Raw genomic sequence first — 20,364 nt, 5'->3', positions numbered from 1 at the left:
CGGTGAAAGGGTCAGCCGCCGATTCAAAGGGCTCCCACCTGGGCCCCGGCCTTCGCCGGGGAACAGCTACCTGCATGCTTTCTCGGCATCAACAACGAACGGGGCACCGATGCCCCTACCGAGCCACCATCCGCCGCGCGAAATACACCTCCACCGCCCGCCGCACGCTCTCCGAAATCCGCTTCCGCCCCTCCGGGCTGTCGATGAACGCCGCATCGACAGGATTGGAGATATACCCCGTCTCGAACAGGATCGACGGCATGTCCGGCGCCTTTAGCACCATCAGCGACGCCATCCGGTGGAACTTCGCCTTGGTCGGAATCAGCGGCTTGGCCTCCCGTGCCAGCAGGCGCGCGAAGCCCGCCGATGCGTTCATCGTCTCGCGCTGCGCCAAGTCGATCAGGATCGACGACACGTCTGCCCCGGCATCGCCCAGGTTGACGCCCGCGATCACGTCGGCCTTGTTCTCGCGCGCCGCCAGCCGCGCGGCTTCCTTGTCCGATGCGACCTCCGACAGCGTATAGACCGACGCGCCCGACGCATCGCCGCTGCCGACGCTGTCGCAGTGCACCGAAATGAACAGGTCCGCCTTCAGCCGCCGCGCGACGCCATAACGTTCGCGCAGGATCAGATAACGATCCTTGTCCCGCGTCAGCGCCACCCGCACCCGTCCGCTCGCGAGCAGTTCGTCCCGCATCGCGCGCGCGATCCGCAACGTGACGTCCTTCTCCCGCAGCCCGGTGAGCGGGTTGATCGCGCCGGGATCCACCCCGCCATGCCCGGCGTCGATCACCACCAGCGGGCGATCGTCCTCGCCCGAAACCTTGGGCAGCCCGGCGGTTTTGGCGCGCGGCGGCACCAATCGCGACACCTTGTATTTGGGCTTGCCCGACAGCGCATCGCGGACCCGATCCTCCGCGCCCGCGACACCCGGCATCGGGGTCTCGGCGCGAGCAGGCATCGCCCCGACGGCAAGGGCGACCACGGCCCATCCCGGCACGACCCGGGTCCAGTTAATGGTCATCGAAATCCCTCTCGCCGATCGTCTCGTGTCGCCGCTGACCGCAGCGTAGCAGATCGTAGTTAACGAGTCGTTTACATCCTTTCTCTAGGGGCGACGGAGGGTGGTGGTACCGCGCATGTGCGCCAGTTGCGGTGCGAACGGCGCGATGCTACCACTCGTTACGTACCCGTGCGTCGTGCCGTTTTTTGAACGCGACGTACCGGTCCCCGCCCCTCTCTGGGGACGGCCTCAACAGGTTGACGTTCGCAATGATGCATTTGCCCCACGCCCGTACCCGCCCGGCTTTCGCCGGCGGATGCGCGAGCGTGCCGGCGCCGCAGGGCCCTGCCCCCCGGCGTGCATCGCGAACAGACGCATCTTCGCCTTCCATCCGCGCGCCGCAACGGCGCGCACCCATCCGCGCGCCGCAATGGCGCGCACATCGTCGCGCGCCGACCGTAGTCACGGGGCGCGCGTGGAGACCATTCAATGACGACGCGTATGCTGATCGACGCACGCCACCGGGAAGAGACCCGGGTGGCCGTGGTCAAGGGAAACCGGATCGAGGAATTTGATTTCGAATCCGCCGAGCGCAAGCAGCTCAAGGGCAATATCTATCTAGCCAAGGTCACGCGGGTCGAACCGTCGCTCCAGGCGGCGTTCATCGATTACGGCGGCAACCGCCACGGCTTCCTCGCCTTCAGCGAGATTCATCCCGATTACTATCAGATTCCCAAAGAGGATCGCGACGCGTTGTTGCGCGAAGAGGCCGAGCACGCCGCCGAAGAGGCTGCGCTGCGCGCCGAGCATGACGACGACGACGATCTCGACGACGGCATCGAAGAGGTCGAACGCGGCGACGACGAAGGTACCTCGTCGGGCGACGATCTCGATGACGACGATCATGATGACGACATCGACGGCGACGTCGAGGGCGCCGCACCGCGCGCGCCCAAGCGCGGCCGCAGCGCCAACGAGGATCAGGTCGAGGCGCTCCGTCAGCGCCGCATGAACCTGCGCCGCCGGTACAAGATCCAGGACGTGATCCACCGCCGTCAGGTGCTGCTCGTCCAGGTCGTGAAGGAAGAGCGCGGCAACAAGGGCGCGGCGCTGACGACCTATCTGTCGCTCGCCGGCCGCTACTGCGTGCTGATGCCCAACACGTCGCATGGCGGCGGGATTAGCCGCAAGATCAGCAATGCGGGCGACCGCAAGCGGCTGAAGTCGATCATGGCGGACATGAAGCTGCCGCCCTCGATGGGCTGTATCGTCCGCACCGCGGGCCTTCAGCGCACCAAGGTCGAGATCAAGCGCGACTTCGATTACCTCGCCCGGCTGTGGGACGGCATTCGCGAGACCACGCTCGGCTCGTCCGCGCCGGCGCTCGTCTATGGCGACAGCGACCTGATCAAGCGCGCGATCCGCGACATCTACAACAAGGACATCGACGAGGTGATCGTCGAGGGTGACGACGGCTACCGCCAGGCCAAGGAGTTCATGAAGCTCCTGATGCCGAGCCACGCGCGCCGCGTGAAGCAATATGCTGATGCGGTGCCGCTCTACCAGCGCGCCGGCGTCGAGGATCAGCTCGCCGCGATGTACCATCCGGTCGTGCAGCTGAAGTCTGGTGGCTATCTGGTCATCAATCCGACCGAGGCGCTGGTGTCGATCGACATCAACTCCGGCCGCTCAACGCGCGAGCATAATATCGAGCAGACCGCGACCGCGACCAATCTCGAAGCCGCCCAGGAAATCGCGCGCCAGCTGCGGCTGCGCGACATGGCCGGGCTGGTCGTGATCGACTTCATCGACATGGATAACGGCTCGAACGTCCGCAAGGTCGAGAAGGCCATGAAGGACGCGCTCAAGAACGATCGCGCCCGCATCCAGGTCGGCCGCATCTCGTCGTTCGGCCTGATGGAAATGAGCCGCCAGCGCCTGCGCACCGGCGTGCTTGAGGCGTCGACCCGCGCCTGCCCGCATTGCGAGGGCACCGGGCTCGTCCGTACCGCGTCGTCCGCGGGCCTCAGCGCGCTGCGCCTGATCGAGGACGAGGCCGCGCGCGGCCGCGGCTCGATCCTGACGCTCCGCGCCAGCCAGGAAGCCGCCTTCTACGTGCTCAACCAGAAGCGCGCCGACATCGCCGAGATCGAGGATCGCTACGGCGTCCATGTCGAGATCCTCGCCGGCAACGACGAGGAAGGCGCCCGCATGTCGGTCGAGGCCGCGGGCCCACCGCCCGCGCACGCACCGAAGTTCGAGCTCCTCGTCGAGGAAGAAGAGGACGATTACGTCGAGGAGATCGACGCCGAGGAGGAAGAGGAGGAGATCGCCGAAGACGAGATCGAGCAGCCTCGCGCCCCCCGCGCTGCGCGCGAGGAACGCAGCGCCGACGAGGGCGAGGGCCGTGGCAAGCGCCGTCGCCGCCGTCGTGGTCGTGGTCGCGGCCGTCGCGACGAGGCCGGCGAGGGTAATGGCGAGGCCGGCGAACAGGGCGGCGCACCGCTTGCCGCCGATGCCGAGTATGAGGGCGATGCCGAATACGAAGGCGAAGTCCCCGGCGACCTCGACGCGGATACCGCTTCGGACGTCGATGCCGATGCCGCACCCGAATTCGTCGGCGAACAGCCGGTCGGCGAGGATGGCGAAGGTCGTCGTCGGCGTGGACGTCGCGGTCGTCGCGGCGGCCGTGGCGGTCGCGGTGGCCAGAACGAGGCAGCCGCCGACCCCGTCGCCGAGGCACGCGAGATCGAGCCGGTCGCCGATGTCGAGCCCGCCGCCGATGTCGTTGCCCAGCCCGAGGCTGAGCCGGAAACGGCGGTCGAGGAGGCTCCCGCAGCAGACGCGCCGAAAACCCGTCGCCGCCCGCGCGCTCGCGCCAAGGCTCCGACCGGCGACGCTGCTGTCGAGGCTCCGGTCGAGGCTCCCGCTGCCGAGGCCCCTGCTGCGGAGGTGGTGACCGAAGCACCCGCTGAGGAAGCCGCGCCGAAGCCACGGCGTTCGCGACGCAAGGCGGCACCCGCGGCCGAGGCCGCGCCCGCCGAGGCACCCGAGCCCGAAGCCGCTGCCGAACCGGCCGAGAAGCCCAAGCGCCGCCCGGCGCGCAAGCGTCCCGCCGCCGGCACCGACGCACCCGGCTCGACCCCCGAGGCCGACGCCGCGGACGTTGCCGGCTCCCCGGTCTCGCCCGCACCCGAAGCCGCCGCCCCCGCCAACGACACGGCCGGCGACGACGACGCAGCCGAGTCGGAAGGCGGCCCGCCCCGCCGCGGCTGGTGGCAGCGCACTTTCGGCGCCTGACCCGAAACGATCGGCAGAACGGGGCGATCATCGATCCCCCGTTCTGCCGGTGTCGATACCAAACCAACCACCCGTCACCCCGGACTCGATCGGTATTTGTACCGTCCCCCGTATTGTGTCCCCGCGAAGGCGGGGACCCAGTACTGGGCTCCCGCCTTCGCGGGAGCACGAACCGGTCGCGTAACGGCGACCGCAGAAGAGGCGAGATCTGCCTGGCGCCGTTGCGGTGCCCCCTCGCTCACCCACGCTCACCCCACACGCACAAGCGATTGTCCCGCCGCCCGAAATCGAGGATAAGCGGCGCCATGAAGCGTATAGTCGCCGCCTTCGCCGCCTCGATCCTGCTCTTCGCCCAGCCCGCCGCCGCCCAGTCTATCCTGCGCGATGCCGAGACCGAGGCGATGTTCAAGGACATGTCGGCGTCGATCATCAAGGCGTCCGGGCTGTCGACCCGCGACGTTCAGGTCGTGCTGATCAACGACGATTCGATCAACGCCTTCGTCGTCGGCGGGCAGACCGTCTATATCCATTCGGGCCTGATCCAGGCCGCCGACAACGCCAACCAGGTTCAGGGCGTGATCGCGCACGAGATCGGCCACATCGCCGACGGCCATGTCGCGCTCGCCGATGCCGGCGCCAAGCCCGCGATGGGCATCACCCTGTTGTCGATGGTGCTCGGCGTCGCCGCGATCGCCGCGGGCAGCGGCGCCGCGGGCGCGGGGATCATGGCTGCGGGGCAGCAGGCGGGCCTCGGCAAATATCTGTCCTTCACCCGCACGCAGGAGGCCAGCGCCGACGCCGCGGGTGCGCGCTACCTCAACACCGCCGGGGTCAGCGGCAAGGGCATGATCGACTTCTTCAAGAAGCTCCAGCAGCAGGAATATGGCTACGGTCTCGCCAACATCGACCCGTTCATGCAGAGCCATCCGCTGTCGGGCGAGCGCATTGCGAACCTCACCAACGACCTCCAGACCGCGCCCGCATGGAATGCCAAGCCCGACGCCGCGCTGGAGGAACGCTTCAAGCGCGTAAAGGCCAAGCTCCTGGGCTATGTCGCGGCGCCCGATCGCACCCTCGCCACCTACCCGGCCAGCAACAATACGGTCTATGCGCATTACGCCCGCGCCTATGCCTATCACAAGGCGGGCTACCCCGACAAAGCCGATGCAGAGGCTGCGGCGCTGATCGCGATCAAGCCAGACGACCCCTATTTCCAGGAGATCCAGGGCCAGATCCTGCTCGAGGCCGGCCGTCCCCGCGACGCGCTCGTCCCGTTACGCGCCGCCACCGCGGGCACCGGCAACAACCCGCTGATCGCGACCACCTTCGGCCACGCGCTGATCGCGACCGAGGACAAGGCCAATTACGCCGAGGCGGTGAAGGTGCTGCGCGTCGCGGTCAAGCGCGACGACGACAATCCGTTCGCCTGGTATCAGCTCGGCACCGTCTACGAACTGACCGGCGACACCGCCCGCGCCGCGCTCGCCACCGCGGAACAGGCGAGCATGAACGGCGATCACCGCACCGCCGCGCAATCCGCCTCCTACGCCCTCGCCAACATCCCGCCCAACACCACCGACTGGATCCGAGCGCAGGATATCGCGATGGCCGCGCAGAACGACATGGAAGACAATCCCAAGAAGTATAAGCGCCGATGAGGCCCCTGATTGCGTCAAGGACCCAGCGCCGATGAGGCGCTGGATGATGCCGCTCGTAGCGGCGCTCGGCGCGGCGATCGGCGGCGGCGCGATCTGGAGCTACGATCGCCTCGCCTCCCCCAGCGGGCGGGATCAGGCGCGGATCGAACGCGTGGTGCACGACTATGTCCTCGCCAATCCGGAGATCATCCCGCAGGCGATGCAGCGCCTCCAGGATCGTGAATCGGGCAAGCTCGTCGCCGCCAACCGCGCCGCGATCACCACGCCGTTCGGCAGCGCGTGGAGCGGCAATCCCAAGGGCGACGTCACCGTCGTCGAATATTTCGATTATAATTGCGGCTACTGCCGCGCGAGCCTGCCGATGATCGCCGACCTGCTCGCGCGCGATCGCGGCATTCGCATCGTCTATCGCGACATGCCGATCCTCACCGAAACCAGCCGAGACGCCGCGCGCGCCAGCCTCGCCGCCGCGCAGCAGGGCAAGTTCCAGGCGTTCCACGACGCGCTCTACGCCGCCGGCCCGGTCAGCGCCGCAACGATCGCCGCCGCCGGCGCCCGCGCCGGGGTCGCCCCCGCGCCCGACGCTGCCGCGATCGACACCGAGATCGCGCGCAACCTCGAAACCGCGTCGAAGCTCGGCATGACCGGCACGCCCAGCTGGGTGATCGGCGATCGCGTCCTGTCCGGCGCGCTGCCGGTCGAGGAACTCGAACGCGCGGTCGCCGCCGCACGGGGCAGATAGCGCCCCTTCCCTTGCCCTGGGCGCGACCCTATTTGGGCGCCAAAGGGGCATCATGACCGCAAGCATCCTCACCGTCTCCGGCGTGTCCAAGACCTACGCCGGCGGCACCACCGCGCTGTCGCCGGTCGATCTGTCGATCGCCAAGGGCGAGATCTTCGCGCTGCTCGGCCCCAACGGCGCGGGCAAGACGACGCTGATCAGCATCATCTGCGGCATCGTCACGCCGAGTTCGGGAACCGTTACCGTCGGGGGCCACGACGTCGTCGCCGATCCGAAGGCGGCACGCCGGATGATCGGGCTGGTGCCGCAGGAATTGTCGGTCGACATGTTCGAAACCGTGCTCGCCACCGTCACCTTCAGCCGCCGGCTGTTCGGGCGATCGGGCCACAGCGCCTATATCGAGGAGGTGCTGCGCGACCTGTCGCTCTGGGACAAGCGCAACGCCAAGATCATGGAATTGTCGGGCGGCATGAAACGCCGCGTTCTGATCGCGAAGGCGCTGAGCCACGAACCCGACATCCTTTTTCTGGACGAACCCACCGCCGGAGTCGACGTGGCGCTGCGCCGCGACATGTGGAAGCTCGTCCACCGCCTGCGCGCCAAGGGCACCACGATCATCCTCACCACCCACTATATCGAGGAGGCCGAGGAGATGGCCGATCGCGTCGGCGTGATCGACAAGGGCAAGCTGTTGCTGGTCGAGGAAAAGGCCGCGCTGATGAAGAAGCTCGGCAAGCGCACCCTCGACCTCGCGCTGGTCGATCCGCTCTCCGCGGTGCCGGCCGATCTCGACCAATGGCACCTCACGCTCGAAAACGACGGCAGCACCCTGCGCTACATCTTCGACGCCACCGAAGAACGCACCGGCATCCCCTCGCTCCTGACCCGCCTCGCCGAACGCGGCATCGCCTTCAAGGACCTCGAAACGTCCAAGTCGAGCCTCGAAGACATCTTCGTCGACCTGGTCGGCCACCGGTGACGGGGCTGCCCTGCATCCGTTCGTTTCGAGCGAAGCCGAGAAACCCGCCGCGCCATTCAGTCCCAGGAACCCCCGCATGAACTACCACGGCATCTGGGCGATCTACCGCTTCGAAATGGCGCGCGCGCTGCGCACCTTGTGGCAGAGCCTGGTCACCCCCGTGCTCACCACGTCGCTCTACTTCATCGTCTTCGGCGGCGCGATCGGCAGCCGGATGCAGGAGGTCGGTGGCGTCGGTTACGGCAGCTTCATCGTTCCCGGGCTGATCATGCTTTCGCTGCTGACGCAGAGCATCTCGAACGCCTCGATCGGGATCTACTTTCCCAAATTCACCGGCACGATCTACGAGCTGCTGTCCGCGCCCGTATCGGCGATGGAGATGGTGATCGGCTATGTCGGCGCGGCGACGACCAAGTCGGTGATCCTGGGGCTGATCATCCTCGCCACCGCCGCCTTCTTCGTGCCGTTGCGGATCGAACACCCGCTCGCGATGATCGCGTTCCTGATCCTGACGTCGGTCGCGTTCAGCCTGTTCGGCTTCATCATCGGCATCTGGGCGAAAGGCTTCGAACAGCTCTCCTTCGTCCCCGCGCTGCTGATCACGCCGCTGACCTTCCTCGGCGGCGCATTCTACTCGATCGACATGCTGCCCCAGCCATGGCGTACGGTCAGCCTGTTCAATCCGGTGGTCTATCTGGTCAGCGGCTTCCGCTGGAGCTTCTTCGGCACCGGCGACGTCGCGGTCGGTATCAGCCTCGCGGTGACCGGGCTGTTCCTGGCCTTGTGCCTGGTCGCAATCGCCTGGATCTTCCGCTCCGGCTGGCGCCTGAAGAACTGACGCGCACCTCTCATCCAACCACCCCGGCGAAGGCCGGGGCCCAGTCGGGAAGGCCGATGTGACTTCGCGCGGCATCTGCCAAATGGCGTCTCCCGACTGAGCCCCGGCCTTCGCCGGGGTGGTGAGAAGTGCCGGGGTGGCGAGCAGTGCCGACGTATTCGGTTACCGTAAAGCTACCGCGTCACCGGCAGCGTCACCCGCGACCCCGCGCAAACCTTCTGCGTCGCCGCGACATAATCCCGCGGCTTCGCCCGCCCGATATTCGGCACGAAAGTCTGCGGATTGCGGTCGATCATCGGAAACCAGGTCGACTGCACCTGCACCATCACCCGGTGCCCCTTGCGGAACACGTGATCGTGGTCGCGCAGCCCGATGTCCCACGCCACCACCTTCCCCGGCACCAGCGCGCTCGGCGTGGTGTCGCTCGCCAGATAGCGCCCGCGCCGCACCTCCATCGCGATCGGCAGCTGATAGCCGTTGAGCTGCGTCGTATAGTCGCCGAGCTTCGCCGATGCCGGATCATAGGGCTGGGTATCGTCGGGCAGCACGTCGATCAGCTTGACCACGAAGTCGCTGTCGGTCCCGCTGGTCGATGCCATCAGCGTCGCCGCGATCGCGCCGGTCACCGTCAAATCCTCGGTCAGCGGCGCCGACACATAGCCGAGCACGTCGGGCCGATGATCGACGAAGCGCTGGTCGTCCGATTCCCAGTTCCGCCATTCGGGCGCGGGGTAGGTCGGCGAGATCGGCCGCACGCGGAACGGCACCGGGTTGGCGGGATCGGACACATAGCTGCGGCACGCCTCCCCTGCCGCCGGCGCGGTGAACGAAAGCGTCCCGTCGGCGTGGAGGAACAGGTCGGTCGCGCGCGCACCCGCGGGCGGCCACGCCTTGTAGGTCTTCCAGACGTTCGACCCCGACTGGAACATCTTCGCCCCGAAATCAGGCCGCGCGCCCTTGCCGTGCAGCCAATAGCGGAAGAACGGCGCCTGGATCTCGTCCTTGAACTGGTCGCCGCTCGGCTGCCCCAGCGAAATCCGGCCGAGCTTGTCGCCCTTGCCCTGCCAGCCGCCATGGTTCCACGGGCCCGCGACGATCTGCGCCAATCCATTCGGATCGTTGCGCTTCTGCCGCGCATAGATCTGCCACGATCCCCACGGATCCTCCTGATCCCAAAATCCCGCGACGTTCAGCGTCGGCACCACCGTCTTGCCGAGGCTGTCGGACCAGCGCTGCGCGGTGTAGAACGCATCGTGATCCGGGTGATCGAGCAACCCGGTGAACATCGGCACCGCGCCCTTGAAGTAATTGCGATCGATCGCCTCGGCCGATCCCTGCGCCAGGAAGAAGTCGTAGGTGTCGACCGTCGGATAGACGAAAGCCTTGTTCTCCATCTTGTCGAGCTGGAGCGACGACACCCAGTCGGTCGCATAGGACAGCCGCAGCGCGCCGTTGCGGTGGAGATCGTCCGACTGCCAGTAATCGATCCACGCCGCCTGCGGGCTCACCGCCTTCAACGCCGGGTGCGGCTTCGCCAGCGCGATCGCCGCTGCGAACCCGGGATAGGACACGCCCCACATCCCGACCTTGCCGTTATTGGCCGCGACGTTCTTCACCAGCCAATCGACCGTGTCGTACGCGTCGGTCGCCTCGTCGATCGCCTTAGGATCGTTCGGGTGGACCGCGGTCGACAGCGTGAACACCCCGTCCGACTTGAACCGGCCGCGCATCGATTGGAAGACGAGGATATAGCCATCGTCGACCATCGACTTGTACCGCACTGCGAAGCTGGCGGGCAGCGCCGCGTCCGGCACCCCATAGGGCGTGCGCTGGAGCAGGATCGGCAGCTTGGCGCCGTTCCCGCGCGGCCGCATGATCACCGTCTGCATCTTCGCGCCGTCACGCATCGGCACCATCACCTCCTCGAAGGTGAACGGCGACGCCGCCTCCGTGCTGGGCGGGGTCTGCGCGTTGGCCGCCGCTACGGTGCTGGCGGCCAGCGCAACCCCGGCCAACCAATGAAGACGCTTCCATCGCATGCACGCACTCCCCGATTTGGGAGAAGCTAACGCCGTTCGCTTCGGATGAGTAGGCACGAAACGCACCCGCCAAGCACCACCCCGGCGAAGGCCGGGGCCCAGTTACGCAGGTCGAGGTAACGGAGGAATGCGCGCAGTTACTGCGGTCCCCCGACTGGGCGCCGGCCTTCGCCGGGGTGGTGAAAGGATACGGCGCCCCCGACCACCGGCCGCACCACCAGCGCGTTCAGGTTGATCGCCACGTGCACCGCCACCGCGAGCCACAAACACCCGCTCCCGAGATAGACCGCCGCGAGCACGAGCCCGACCGCCCCCGTCGCCGCCATCCCGCGCCAGCCCTGATACCGATGTACCGCTGCGAACGCCGCCGCCGCCACGCCCAGCCCCACCACCGCGTACCCGATGACCATCGCCATCACCAACGGCAGGAACAACCGGAAGAACAGCTCCTCTACCACCCCGGACGTGACCGCCAACAACGCAGCCCATCGCAGCTCGCCGACATCGCGCGGCATCAGCCCGGCCCCGCCGATCGGCATCCCCGCCCCCTTGCCCCGCGCCCGCTGCACCAGCAGCAACGCCATCAGCACGATCTCGCCCGCCGCGATCCCGATCGCCGCAGCATCGACATAGCTGGCTGGCTCTGCGACCGCGAGCAGCGGTGCCCTGAGCGGCACCAGTTCCACCGGCACGCGCAAGAGCGCTCCCAGCCTCCCGATCAGCGCCAGTCCCACGATCGACGACGCCCCGAACGCCACAACGCCCCGCGCGATCGTCCGCCGATAGCGCCGCCGCGCCTGCCCGCGGTCGAGCGTCGCCAGCGCGCGCATGCCGCCTCGCCCGCCGCGCACGAACCACGCGACGATGGCGAGTCCCGCGACCGCCAGCAGCGCGGCCAGCATTAGAGGCGGTGTTCGCCCTTCACCCAGCGCACCGTGCCAGACGAGGCGCGCATCACCACGCTCTCGGTGGTCATGATCTTCGCCTTGCGCTTGACGCCCTGGAGCAGCGAGCCGTCGGTGACCCCGGTCGCTGCGAAGATGCAGTCGCCGCGCGCCAGTTCGGTGAGGTCATACTGCTTGTCGAGGTCGGTCACGCCCCACTTCGCGGCGCGCGCGCGCTCGTCGTCGTTGCGGAACAGCAGCCGGCCCTTGAACTGCCCGCCGACGCAGCGCAGCGCCGCCGCGGCGAGCACGCCCTCCGGCGCGCCACCCGATCCCATATAGATGTCGATCGTGGTGTCGGGGTTGGTCGTCGCGATCACCCCCGCGACGTCGCCGTCGCCGATCAGCATGATCCCGCAGCCGAGCGCGCGCAGTTCCGCGATCAGCGCTTGGTGCCGCGGCCGATCGAGCACGCAGGCGATGATGTCGCGCGGGCTGACGCCCTTAGCCGCGGCGACCGCGGTGACGTTCTCGGTAGGCGTGCGGTCCAGATCGATGATCCCGTCGGGATAGCCCGGGCCGACCGCGATCTTGTCCATGTACACGTCGGGCGCGTTGAGCAGCCCGCCCTCCTCCGCGATCGCTAGCACCGCGAGCGAGTTCGGTCCCGCGGTCGCGCAGATCGTGGTGCCCTCCAGCGGATCGAGCGCGATGTCGATCTTGGGGCCGGAGCCGATCGCCGATCCGACCTTCTCGCCGATGAACAGCATCGGCGCCTCGTCGCGCTCGCCCTCGCCGATCACCACGGTGCCGTCCATGTACAGGGAGTTCAGCGCCTCGCGCATCGCCTCGACCGCCGCAGCGTCCGCCGCCTTTTCGTCACCGCGCCCGACCAGCGTCGACGCCGCGATCGCCGCCGCCTCGGTGACGCGGACCATCTCCAGCACGAGGACGCGGTCGAGAACCTGGCTGGCGGTGGCGGTCATGATAATCCCCTCTATGTCGTTGTCTCGGTAGGCAGCCGCGATGACGCTGTCGAGACGATCAGTCGCGCAGCAGTTCGTTGATGCTGGTCTTGGACCGGGTCTGCGCGTCGACCCGCTTGACGATCACCGCGCAATACAGCCCCAGATCGCCGCCGGTCGATCCCGGCACCACCACCGCATAAGGCGGCACCTCGCCCTTGAAGACCTCGCCGGTCGCACGGTCGATGATCTTGGTCGACGCGCCGAGATACACGCCCATCGACAGCACCGCCCCCTCGCCGACGCGGACGCCCTCCGCGACCTCCGACCGTGCGCCGATGAAGGCGCCGTCGCCGATGATCACCGGATCGGCCTGGAGCGGCTCGAGCACTCCGCCGATCCCCGCGCCGCCCGACAGGTGCACGTTCTTGCCGATCTGCGCGCACGATCCGACCGTCGCCCAGGTGTCGACCATCGTTCCCGCGCCGACATGCGCGCCGATGTTGACGAAGCTCGGCATCAGGATCGCACCTGGCGCGACATACGCGCCGCGCCGCACGACGCTGCCCGGCACCGCGCGAAAGCCCGCGGCGCGGAACTCCGCCTCGGACCAGCCGGAGAATTTCGACGGCACCTTGTCGAACCAGTGCCCAGCGCCGGGCGCGTTATCGATCAGCTGGTTGTCGTTCAGCCGGAACGACAACAGCACCGCCTTCTTCAGCCACTGGTTGACCCGCCAGCCACCCGCGCCGTCGGGCTCCGCGACGCGCGCCTCGCCGGCATCGAGCAGCGCCAGCGCCTGCTCCACCACCTCGCGGGTCGCGCCGGCGGTATCGAAACCGATCGCCGCGCGATCTTCCCAAGCCGCGTCGATCGTCGCCTGCAAATGCTGGGTCATGCTGTCTCCAAGATGGTCTCGAGCCACGGCGCGAGCGCGTGGACGGTGAAATCGATGTAGCTGCGATCGGCGTCGCTCGCCTGTTCGGATCCGTTGTCGACCCACACCGTGGTCATCCCGATCGCTTTCGCCGGCGCAAGGTTGCGCGCCATATCCTCGACGAACACCGCGGTAGTCGGGTCGATGTCGAACGCCGCGCACAGCCCGGCATAGGCCGACGGATGCGGCTTCGGCACCAGCCCCATCGCGTGGATGTCGTGCACCGCCTCGAAACTGCCGCCCAGCCCGATCCGCTCGAGCACCTTCAGCGCATAGGGCGTGTCGCCATTGGTGAAGACCAGCTTGCGCCCCGGCAGCCGCGCGATCGCCGCGACCAGCGGCGCGTCGTGCTCGAGCACGTCCATCTCGACATCATGAACATAGTCCAGGAAGCGCTGCGGCTCGACGCCATGTTCCGCCATCAGCCCGGCTAGCGTAGTGCCATGGCCAAGGAAATATTGCTTCTGGATGCGGTGTGCCTCCGCTGCATCGACCCGGAGGAATTCGCCGATGAACGCGGTCATCTTGACGTCGATCTGCGCGAATAGGTTCGCGCTCGCCGGATAGAGCGTATTATCGAGATCGAATATCCAGGTGCGGACATGGGCGAGGCGCGGATGCATCGCGCGGGTCCTACGGTTCGTACCTCGATATCGCAACGCCTCCGCGGCGGCGTTAGCCTGACGTAAAGCGAAAGTGTCGCAATGGATCGTTCTTCCGATCGAGGCTGCGGGAACATGACGACGTCGAAATACTGGTTGTTGCGCACCACTGCGCTGCTCGGCGTCGCGCTCGTTGCCGCGTGCGGCGGCGGTGGCGCTGGCGTCGGCAGCACCCCCGCGCCGCCGATCGCCACACCCGCGCCCGCTCCGGCGCCGACCCCTGCGCCAACACCTGCGCCGACGCCTGCGCCTACACCCGCACCGACGCCTGCACCGACCCAGACGCCGCCGGTCACGCCCACCCCGACCCCCGCACCCGCGCCGGCTCCTGCGCCCGCCCCCACCAGTGGTTCGGTCGACACGCCCGAATATCGCGCCACCGTCGGCGCGGTGTCGATGAACGCGCTCGCCGCCTATCAGCGCGGCGCCACCGGCGCCGGCATCAACGTTGCGGTCATCGATACCGGCATCGATCTCGAAAGCCCCGAATTCGGCAACCGCATCTCGTCGGCGTCCCAGAGTGTCGCCGGCAACAGCTCGATCGACGACGAAGGCGGGCACGGCACCGCGGTCGCCTTCACGATCGGCGGGCGCCGCAACGGATCGGGCACCCACGGGATTGCCTATGAATCGACGCTGATCGTGCTGCGCGGCGACTCGCCCGGCACCTGTGCGACGGAAACCACCAACGCGAGCGGCTGTTCGTTCAACGACGACAATATTGCCCGCGGTATCGACATCGCGCGCACCAGTGGCGCTAAGGTCGTCAACATCTCGCTCGGCGGCGATGACGGCGCCTCGCCATCCCTGCTCGCCGCCGTCAACCGCGCGACCGCCGCGGGCATCGTCATCGTCGTCGCGGCCGGCAATGACGGCACCGCCAATCCCTCCGCCTCGACCGCCTTCGCCAATCAGACCAGCATAGCCCGCAACCTCGTCATCATCGCCGGATCGGTCGGCAGCAACGACGCCCGCACCAGGGGGGCCGACGCAATTTCGAGCTTCAGCGACCGGGCGGGCGATTCAGCGACGCACTTCCTGGCCGCGGTCGGCGAGCGCGTCCGCGCGCCCGACGAGACCAACACGCCCTATCTTTGGTCGGGCACGTCGTTCGCGACGCCGCAGATCACCGCTGCGGTGGCGCTGCTCGCCCAGGCATTTCCAAACCTCACCGGCGCGCAGATCGTCGACCTGCTGTACCGCACCGCGCGCGATGCAGGCGCGCCCGGCGTCGATCCGGTCTACGGCCAGGGGGTGCTCGATCTCACCGCCGCGTTCCAGCCGGTCGGCGCGACCAGCGTCGCGGGATCGACCTTGCCGGTGTCGCTGACCAGCAACGCCACGCTCTCCGCGCCGATGGGCGATTCGGGGCGGGGCACGCTCGGCACGATTATCCTCGACAGCTACAACCGCGCCTTCGCGATCGATCTCGGCACCACCATCCGCCCCGGCGCCCAGAGCCGGACACTCGGCGGCGTGCTGCTGTCTCGCCAGCGCAGCGTCGCGGTCGCCAATGCCGGCATGACGGTGTCGATGACGATCACGCCGCGCGCAAACGGCGACGTCGTGCTGTCGCGCTCCACCCTGACCCGCGCCGACGCCGACGCCGGTCGCGCGATCGCGGGCACGGTGATGCAGCGCATCGCCCGGGACACCGCCTTCGGCTTCGCCTTCTCGCAAGGCAGCGCCAATCTCACCGCCCAGCTCGGCGGCCTCACGCAACCCGCCTTCATGCTCGCCGGGATCGCCGGCATGGGGTTCGAGAACGTCGCCGGATCCGCCAGCGCGCTCCGTCAACAGCTCTGGGGCGTCGGCATCACCGCCGCCGCGGAGACCGGCAACGTGCTAGCCCGCCGCGATCCCACGCTGGCCGCGCTCGGCAGCTACCGCCGTTTCGGTTACGACCGCTTCACCCTCGCTCTCGACAAGACCCTCGGCGGGGCCTCCGCGCTGGTCACCGCCACCCGCCTTGATGAGCATGACACGCTGCTCGGCGCCCGGTTCGACGGCGGCCTCGGCGCGCCGCGCGCGGTCAGCTGGTTCGTCGATGCGACAGCGAGGATGCGCTTCGACAATGGCTGGTCGGTCGGCGGTTCGTTGCGCCGCGGCTGGAGCCAGGCACGACTGAGCGGCGCGATCGGCGGCACCGGCCTGCTCCGCACCGGCGCCTTCGACGCCGACATCGGCAAGGACGGCGTGTTCGGCGGCGACAGCATCGGCCTGCGCGTGGCGCAGCCGCTGCGGGTGGCGTCGGGCGGCGTCGATTACCGCCTGCCGACCGGCTACGACTATGCCACCGAACTGGTGAACGCGTGGACGATCCAGCGGTTGGACCTCGCCCCCACCGGCCGCGAACTCGACATCGAGGCGCGGTACAGCGCCTTCCTGATCGGCGGCGCGCTCCACACCAACCTCTACTGGCGCCGCAACCCCGGCAACATCGCCACCGCGCCCGCCGATTACGGCCTCGCGCTACGCTGGGCGCGCGGCTTCTAGCTCGCCGTGCTCCTGCGCACGCAGCAGCCCAGGACCACAAGCATCAGCGCTCGTAACTCTGGATTCCTGCCTAAGCAGGAACACGGGAGCGAACCATTTGCATCCCACTCTCTGCACCCCCATCTCCTCGTCCATGACCGCATATTCCCTCCTCGATCTCGTCCCCGTCGTCGAAGGCGGCACCGTCGCGGGTGCGCTCGCCAACGCCGCGGATCTCGCCGTGCATGCCGAGCGGCTCGGCTTCACCCGCTACTGGACGGCGGAGCATCACGGCATGACCGGCATCGCCAGCGCCGCCACCGCGATCGTGATCGCGCATGTCGCCGCAGCGACCCGCACCATCCGCGTCGGCGCGGGCGGCATCATGCTGCCGAACCACGCCCCGCTGGTAATCGCCGAACAGTTCGGCACGCTCGACGCGCTGTTCCCCGGCCGCATCGATCTCGGCCTCGGCCGCGCGCCCGGCTCCGACCAGCGCGTCGCGCGCGCGATGCGCCGGACGCTCGAGACCGACGCCAATGCCTTTCCGCAGGACGTGCTCGAATTGCAGAGCTATTTTGCCGACGACGGTCAGACCGGGATCAGCGCCACGCCGGGCGCCGGCGCGAACGTCGACATGTGGATCCTCGGATCGAGCACCTTCGGCGCGCAGCTCGCCGCCGCGCTCGGCCTGCCCTATGCGTTCGCTTCGCACTTCGCACCCGATGCGCTCGACCAGGCGATCGCCATCTATCGCCGCGACTTCCGCCCCTCCGCACGTCTCGCCCGTCCGCACGTGATGGCAGGCTTCAACGTGTTCGGTGCCGATACCGATGAGGAGGCGGAATTGCTCGCCTCATCGCAGCAACAGGCGTTCGTCGCGCTGCGCACCGGCAACCCGCGCCAGCTGCCGCCGCCGGTCCCCGGCTATCGCGCCTCGCTGCCGCCGCAGGGCAAGGCGATCCTCGATCACGTCCTGCAATGCTCGGCGGTGGGCGGCCCCGCCGCGATCGCACGCGGCATCGCCGCCTTCATCGAGCGAACGGGAGTCGACGAACTCATGCTGACCAGCTCGATCTTCGACCACGAAGCCCGCAAGCGCAGCCTGACGATCGCCGCCAACGCGGTCGGCGAGCTCAAGCTGGCAGCCTGACCTCCCCGTTCCCTGGGCCGTCTCGTGCTCCCGCGAAGGCGGGAGCCTAGGACCAAGTAGAACCACCGGCTGTTATCCTGCTTGATTCTAGGCTCCCGCTTTCGCGGGAGCACAACGAAAGGCGCGCAGAGCTGACGGCCGCGCTGATGAGATTACCCGCTCGCCGCAGGCAACCTCAGCCGCACCAGCAACCCGCCGAGATCCTCGCTCTCCTCGAGCGCGACCGTGCCGCCATAGATTTCGGCGACGTCGCGCACGATCGCGAGGCCCAGCCCGGTGCCGGGCTTCCCCGTATCCAGCCGGACGCCGCGATCGAAGATGCGTACCCGCTGTTCCTCGGGGATACCCATGCCGTCGTCCTCGACCAGGAATTCCACGAACCCCGCCTGCGCGCCGACCGTGACGAACACGCTGCCGCCGCCGTATTTCGCCGCATTCTCGATCAGATTACCCAGCATCTCGTCGAGATCCTGCCGTTCGACATGCACCTGCAACGTCTTCGGCCCGGTCACGTCGATCCGCACATGGCGGTACAGCCGCCCCACCGCGCGTTCGACCGATTCAAGGCTCGGCCAGACCGCCGCCCGGCTATGCGCCGACCCGCGCCTTCCCACCGCTCGCGCCCGGGCGAGGTGGTGGTCGACCTGCCGCCGCATCGTTCGCGCCTCGCGGATCACGGTGTCGGCGAGGTCGTCCGCCTCTGCCGTCGCGGCGTTCATGATTACCGTCAGCGGCGTCTTCAGCGCATGCGCGAGGTTGCCCGCATGCCGTCGCGCTTCCTCGGCCTGGCGCTCGTTATGCTCGACCAGCGCGTTCAGTTCCTCGACCATCGGCGCGAGCTCATTGGGCATACCGCCGTCGATCCGGTTCGACTGCCCCGCGCGCATCCGCGCGATCTCCTCGCGAACCCTGCGCAGCGGCCACAGCCCGTAGAATGTCTGCAACGCCGCCAGCAGGATCAACCCGACGCCGAGCAGCGCGAAGCTGCGCACCAGCGTCCGCCGCAGCGCCGCGATCTGCGCGTTCAGTCCATCGCGGGTCTGGGCGACCTGGAACCGCCACCGCACCGTCGATCGCGGCAGCTGGACGTCCCGCTCTAGGATGCGCAGCTGTTCGCCCTTGAATTGCAGGCTGTCATAGGCGTGCACCGCGCGGTCGGTGTGCTTCGCGCCGAACTTCAGCCGCCGATCCCATAGCGATCGCGACGCGAAGCTCTCCTGCCCCGGCGCCGAGACCTGCCAATACAGCCCCGAATAGGGTTCGAGGAACAGCTGGTTCGCGGGCTCGCGGTTGAAGAACACCTCCTTGTCGGGCCCGATATCGGCGGTGACGATCAGCGCAGTCAGGACATATTCGAGCTGATCGTCGAAGTTGCGCGTAACCGCAGTCACCAGCACGCGATCGAGCGCGAAGCCGCCCCCGGCGAGCAGCACCGCGATCCACGCCGCGGCGATCAGGATCATCCGCCGCGACAGCGACCCCGTCGTCTTCGGCGATTGGCGCTCCGGCGCCGCCGGGGCTTCGATGACGGCGGTATCGTCGGTCATGCCACCGGTCAGGCGTCCGGATCTTCGAGGCTGTAGCCGAGCCCGCGGATCGTGGTGATCACATCCTGGCCCAGCTTCTTGCGGATCCGGGTCACGAACACCTCGATGGTATTCGAATCACGGTCGAAGTCCTGGTCGTAGATATGTTCGATCAACTCGGTGCGGCTGACCACCTTGCCCTTGTGGTGGAGCAGATAGCTCAGCAGCTTATACTCCTGCGCGGTCAGCTTCACCGGCTCGCCCGCCCGCGTCACCTTGCCGGACCGGGTGTCGAGCCGGATGTCGCCCGCGTTCAGCTCGGACGAAGCGTTGCCGGAGGCACGCCGGATCAGCGCGCGCAGCCGCGCGATCAGTTCCTCGGTCTGGAACGGCTTGGCGACATAGTCGTCCGCGCCCGCGTCGAGCCCCGCGACCTTGTCCGACCAACTGTCGCGCGCGGTCAACACCAACACCGGCGCGGTGCGGCCTTCCTTGCGCCACCGATCGAGCACCGTCAGCCCGTCGACCTCCGGCAACCCAAGATCGAGCACGATCGCGTCGTAATTTTCGGTCGAGCCGAGGAAATGCCCCTCCTCGCCATCGGTGGCGAGATCGATCGCATAGCCCGCGCCCTCCAGCGTGTTCTTCAATTGCTGGCCGAGATTGGGTTCGTCCTCGACGATCAGAACACGCATGGCTTTCCTTCCCTCCGGTTTATCGCGACCGCGATACCACGAAGCCGCCTGAAGGAAACAACCTGTCGGACGGCTGAACCCCGCAATACCTCACAGCGGTTACGCGCGGGAAGAATCGGCCATCATCGTCCCGTCCGGCCGATCACCTGCCCCGATCGCCCGTCGACATCGACCCAGATCACCACCCCGTCGCGCAGGAACTTCAGCGTGTAGACGCCCGTCCCCGAATCGAAGTCGACGCCGATATATTGCGCGCCCCGCATCGTCGGCACGACCCGCCCCTCGATCTCGCGCAGACCGAGCAGCCGCCCGTCGCGGCGCGCGGCATAGGCGGTCGCCTGGTCGCTGCGGCGCTGGTCGAGCACCGGCACCGTGGCGGGGGAGGCAGCGAGCAACAGGAGCGCGGGGATCATCGTCATCATGCGTCGCATAGGGGCGCCGCATTGAACAGCCTGTGAATGCTTCCCGCGACCTCCTCTCCTCGGCGCAACTTGCCGGGAGGGTCGCG

The 20,364-nt window shown here is 68.0% G+C and carries 16 protein-coding genes; 7 read left to right on the top strand and 9 right to left on the bottom strand.

Annotation, left to right across the window (positions count from 1 at the left end):
* Positions 1 to 115 precede the first annotated feature (115 nt).
* Positions 116 to 1,078, bottom strand: a complete 963-nt coding sequence (locus tag ACFE77_RS03005; RefSeq protein WP_375420180.1) for an N-acetylmuramoyl-L-alanine amidase — start codon at positions 1,076 to 1,078, stop codon at positions 116 to 118.
* Between the two features lie 414 nt (positions 1,079 to 1,492).
* Between ACFE77_RS03005 and ACFE77_RS03000 the strand changes: the two genes are divergently transcribed.
* The 5 genes from ACFE77_RS03000 (at position 1,493) to ACFE77_RS02980 (ending at position 8,520) form a co-directional block, all read left to right on the top strand.
* Entirely contained in the window at positions 1,493 to 4,303 is a 2,811-nt protein-coding gene (locus ACFE77_RS03000; RefSeq protein ID WP_375420145.1) for an Rne/Rng family ribonuclease, read from the top strand.
* A gap of 305 nt (positions 4,304 to 4,608) precedes the next feature.
* A complete protein-coding gene (locus ACFE77_RS02995) occupies positions 4,609 to 5,961 on the top strand; it encodes a M48 family metalloprotease (RefSeq protein ID WP_375420144.1) in 1,353 nt (450 codons plus the stop codon).
* A 31-nt stretch (positions 5,962 to 5,992) separates the two neighbouring features.
* Entirely contained in the window at positions 5,993 to 6,703 is a 711-nt protein-coding gene (locus tag ACFE77_RS02990; protein WP_375420143.1) for a DsbA family protein, read from the top strand.
* A gap of 52 nt (positions 6,704 to 6,755) precedes the next feature.
* Positions 6,756 to 7,682: an ABC transporter ATP-binding protein gene (locus tag ACFE77_RS02985; protein ID WP_375420142.1), complete on the top strand. Its 927-nt coding sequence runs from the start codon at positions 6,756 to 6,758 to the stop codon at positions 7,680 to 7,682.
* A gap of 76 nt (positions 7,683 to 7,758) precedes the next feature.
* Positions 7,759 to 8,520 carry an ABC transporter permease gene (locus ACFE77_RS02980; RefSeq protein WP_375420141.1) on the top strand — a complete coding sequence of 254 codons (762 nt, stop codon included), beginning with the start codon at positions 7,759 to 7,761 and terminating at the stop codon, positions 8,518 to 8,520.
* Positions 8,521 to 8,693: 173 nt separating this feature from the next.
* Here the strand turns inward: ACFE77_RS02980 and ACFE77_RS02975 are convergent, their stop codons facing one another.
* The 5 genes from ACFE77_RS02975 to ACFE77_RS02955 all read right to left on the bottom strand — a co-directional run bounded on the left by ACFE77_RS02975 (position 8,694) and on the right by ACFE77_RS02955 (position 13,968).
* On the bottom strand, positions 8,694 to 10,559 hold the full coding sequence (locus tag ACFE77_RS02975) for a CocE/NonD family hydrolase (protein WP_375420140.1): 1,866 nt from the start codon (positions 10,557 to 10,559) through the stop codon (positions 8,694 to 8,696).
* Positions 10,560 to 10,696: 137 nt separating this feature from the next.
* Positions 10,697 to 11,461 (bottom strand): CPBP family intramembrane glutamic endopeptidase, encoded by a 765-nt coding sequence (locus ACFE77_RS02970; RefSeq protein WP_375420139.1) that lies wholly within the window; start codon positions 11,459 to 11,461, stop codon positions 10,697 to 10,699.
* Complete coding sequence (gene glpX, locus ACFE77_RS02965) at positions 11,461 to 12,429, bottom strand: class II fructose-bisphosphatase (protein ID WP_375420138.1); 969 nt, start codon at positions 12,427 to 12,429, stop codon at positions 11,461 to 11,463. The genes ACFE77_RS02970 and glpX overlap by 1 nt, the downstream gene beginning before the upstream one ends.
* 58 nt (positions 12,430 to 12,487) lie before the next feature.
* Positions 12,488 to 13,306, bottom strand: a complete 819-nt coding sequence (gene dapD / locus ACFE77_RS02960; RefSeq protein WP_375420137.1) for a 2,3,4,5-tetrahydropyridine-2,6-dicarboxylate N-succinyltransferase — start codon at positions 13,304 to 13,306, stop codon at positions 12,488 to 12,490.
* Positions 13,303 to 13,968: a pyrimidine 5'-nucleotidase gene (locus ACFE77_RS02955; protein ID WP_375420136.1), complete on the bottom strand. Its 666-nt coding sequence runs from the start codon at positions 13,966 to 13,968 to the stop codon at positions 13,303 to 13,305. Before ACFE77_RS02955 ends, dapD begins: the two co-directional genes overlap by 4 nt.
* 114 nt (positions 13,969 to 14,082) lie before the next feature.
* Here ACFE77_RS02955 and ACFE77_RS02950 point away from each other — a divergent pair, with 114 nt between their 5' ends.
* Entirely contained in the window at positions 14,083 to 16,503 is a 2,421-nt protein-coding gene (locus ACFE77_RS02950) for a S8 family serine peptidase (protein ID WP_375420135.1), read from the top strand.
* A 133-nt stretch (positions 16,504 to 16,636) separates the two neighbouring features.
* Positions 16,637 to 17,635, top strand: a complete 999-nt coding sequence (locus ACFE77_RS02945; protein ID WP_375420134.1) for an LLM class flavin-dependent oxidoreductase — start codon at positions 16,637 to 16,639, stop codon at positions 17,633 to 17,635.
* A gap of 152 nt (positions 17,636 to 17,787) precedes the next feature.
* On the opposite strand, the gene ACFE77_RS02940 is transcribed toward ACFE77_RS02945, so the two are convergent.
* The 3 genes from ACFE77_RS02940 to ACFE77_RS02930 form a co-directional block, all read right to left on the bottom strand.
* A complete protein-coding gene (locus ACFE77_RS02940; protein ID WP_375420133.1) occupies positions 17,788 to 19,182 on the bottom strand; it encodes a sensor histidine kinase in 1,395 nt (464 codons plus the stop codon).
* Between the two features lie 8 nt (positions 19,183 to 19,190).
* Positions 19,191 to 19,856: a response regulator transcription factor gene (locus tag ACFE77_RS02935; RefSeq protein WP_375420132.1), complete on the bottom strand. Its 666-nt coding sequence runs from the start codon at positions 19,854 to 19,856 to the stop codon at positions 19,191 to 19,193.
* Between the two features lie 122 nt (positions 19,857 to 19,978).
* A complete protein-coding gene (locus ACFE77_RS02930; protein ID WP_375420131.1) occupies positions 19,979 to 20,275 on the bottom strand; it encodes a PepSY domain-containing protein in 297 nt (98 codons plus the stop codon).
* Positions 20,276 to 20,364 lie beyond the last annotated feature (89 nt).

The sequence above is a fragment of the uncultured Sphingomonas sp. genome (assembly GCF_964243315.1).
Classification (GTDB): Bacteria; Pseudomonadota; Alphaproteobacteria; order Sphingomonadales; family Sphingomonadaceae; genus Sphingomonas.
Note: the sequence above shows the minus strand (reverse complement) of the source record. Positions and strands in the feature narration are given on the sequence as shown.

Coding starts and splice junctions, on each gene's coding strand:
- ACFE77_RS02970 (WP_375420139.1), bottom strand. CDS start 11,461: ATGCTGGCCGCGCTGCTGGCGGTCGCGGGACTCGCCATCGTCGCGTGG.
- ACFE77_RS02990 (WP_375420143.1), top strand. CDS start 5,993: ATGAGGCGCTGGATGATGCCGCTCGTAGCGGCGCTCGGCGCGGCGATC.
- ACFE77_RS02995 (WP_375420144.1), top strand. CDS start 4,609: ATGAAGCGTATAGTCGCCGCCTTCGCCGCCTCGATCCTGCTCTTCGCC.
- ACFE77_RS02945 (WP_375420134.1), top strand. CDS start 16,637: ATGACCGCATATTCCCTCCTCGATCTCGTCCCCGTCGTCGAAGGCGGC.
- ACFE77_RS02980 (WP_375420141.1), top strand. CDS start 7,759: ATGAACTACCACGGCATCTGGGCGATCTACCGCTTCGAAATGGCGCGC.
- ACFE77_RS02940 (WP_375420133.1), bottom strand. CDS start 19,182: ATGACCGACGATACCGCCGTCATCGAAGCCCCGGCGGCGCCGGAGCGC.
- ACFE77_RS02975 (WP_375420140.1), bottom strand. CDS start 10,559: ATGCGATGGAAGCGTCTTCATTGGTTGGCCGGGGTTGCGCTGGCCGCC.
- ACFE77_RS03000 (WP_375420145.1), top strand. CDS start 1,493: ATGACGACGCGTATGCTGATCGACGCACGCCACCGGGAAGAGACCCGG.
- ACFE77_RS02955 (WP_375420136.1), bottom strand. CDS start 13,968: ATGCATCCGCGCCTCGCCCATGTCCGCACCTGGATATTCGATCTCGAT.
- ACFE77_RS02985 (WP_375420142.1), top strand. CDS start 6,756: ATGACCGCAAGCATCCTCACCGTCTCCGGCGTGTCCAAGACCTACGCC.
- ACFE77_RS02930 (WP_375420131.1), bottom strand. CDS start 20,275: ATGACGATGATCCCCGCGCTCCTGTTGCTCGCTGCCTCCCCCGCCACG.
- ACFE77_RS02935 (WP_375420132.1), bottom strand. CDS start 19,856: ATGCGTGTTCTGATCGTCGAGGACGAACCCAATCTCGGCCAGCAATTG.
- dapD (WP_375420137.1), bottom strand. CDS start 13,306: ATGACCCAGCATTTGCAGGCGACGATCGACGCGGCTTGGGAAGATCGC.
- glpX (WP_375420138.1), bottom strand. CDS start 12,429: ATGACCGCCACCGCCAGCCAGGTTCTCGACCGCGTCCTCGTGCTGGAG.
- ACFE77_RS02950 (WP_375420135.1), top strand. CDS start 14,083: ATGACGACGTCGAAATACTGGTTGTTGCGCACCACTGCGCTGCTCGGC.